The organism is Promicromonospora kroppenstedtii DSM 19349 (genome assembly GCF_000515355.1).
GTDB lineage: Bacteria > Actinomycetota > Actinomycetes > Actinomycetales > Cellulomonadaceae > Promicromonospora > Promicromonospora kroppenstedtii.
This window is the reverse complement of sequence record NZ_KI911691.1, coordinates 2,720-3,644: the sequence shown is the minus strand read 5'-3', so window position 1 is coordinate 3,644 and position 925 is coordinate 2,720. Positions and strand designations below refer to the sequence as shown.

Genomic DNA, 925 nt, shown 5'->3' with positions numbered 1-925 from the left:
ACCGGGTGCGCGCCGACAGCCGGCGCCGCGACCGCGAGGTCCGGGAGGCGCTCCTGGCCGAGCCGCTGAGCATGTCGCCCGCCGGCCCTCGGACGGCGGGGTCCCCCGCGGACGACAGCTTGCTCCTGCTGCAGCTCTGCTGTCATCCCGCGCTGCCCCGGCCCGCGCAGGTCGCCCTCACGCTGCGCGCCGTGGCCGGCCTCAGCACGGCACAGATCGCGAACGTGCACCAGCTCCCCGAGGCGACCGTGGCGCAGCGCATCACACGCGCCAAGCGCCGCCTGGCCGAGCTGAGCGGGGACCTGCCCCGGCCCCGGGACGCCGCCGAACGGCTCGGGCCCGTGCTCGACGTGCTCTACGCGATGCTGACCGAGGCCCACCACACGACGTCGGGCACGCCTGCCCGGGACACGGACCTGGCGGCCGAGGCGATCCACCTGGCCCGGTTGCTGCGGCAGGCCCTGCCCGGCGACCCGGAGGTGACAGGGCTCCTCGCGCTCATGCTGCTCACCGAGTCGCGCGGTCCGGCCCGCCAGGCGGCCGACGGCGGCCTGGTCCCGCTGGACGAGCAGGACCGGACCTGCTGGGACCAGACCCTCGTGCGCGAGGGGATCCGCCTGGTCGAGGCGACCGTGCCGGGCGCCGCCCCGGGCCCGTATCTGCTGCAGGCCTGCATCGCGGCGCTGCACGCGGAGGCCCCGGACACGGCGTCGACCGACTGGTCCGAGATCCTCGCGCTGTACGACGTCCTCGACGTCGTGACCGGCCGGCAGAATCCGACGATCACGCTGAACCGGATCGTGGCGGAAGCCCAGGTGCACGGCGACGGACCGGCCCTGGACGCCCTGGCCGGCCTGGAGCGGGCACACCCCGGTCTGCCCCGGCTCGACGCCGTCCGCGCGCACCTGCTGGCGCGCGCCGGCCG

General features: G+C 76.5%; 1 protein-coding gene. It reads left to right on the top strand.

Features of this window, described 5'->3' with window-relative positions:
* On the top strand, window positions 1-925 hold a 925-nt coding region (locus PROKR_RS16580), incomplete at both ends, for an RNA polymerase sigma factor (protein WP_036964861.1).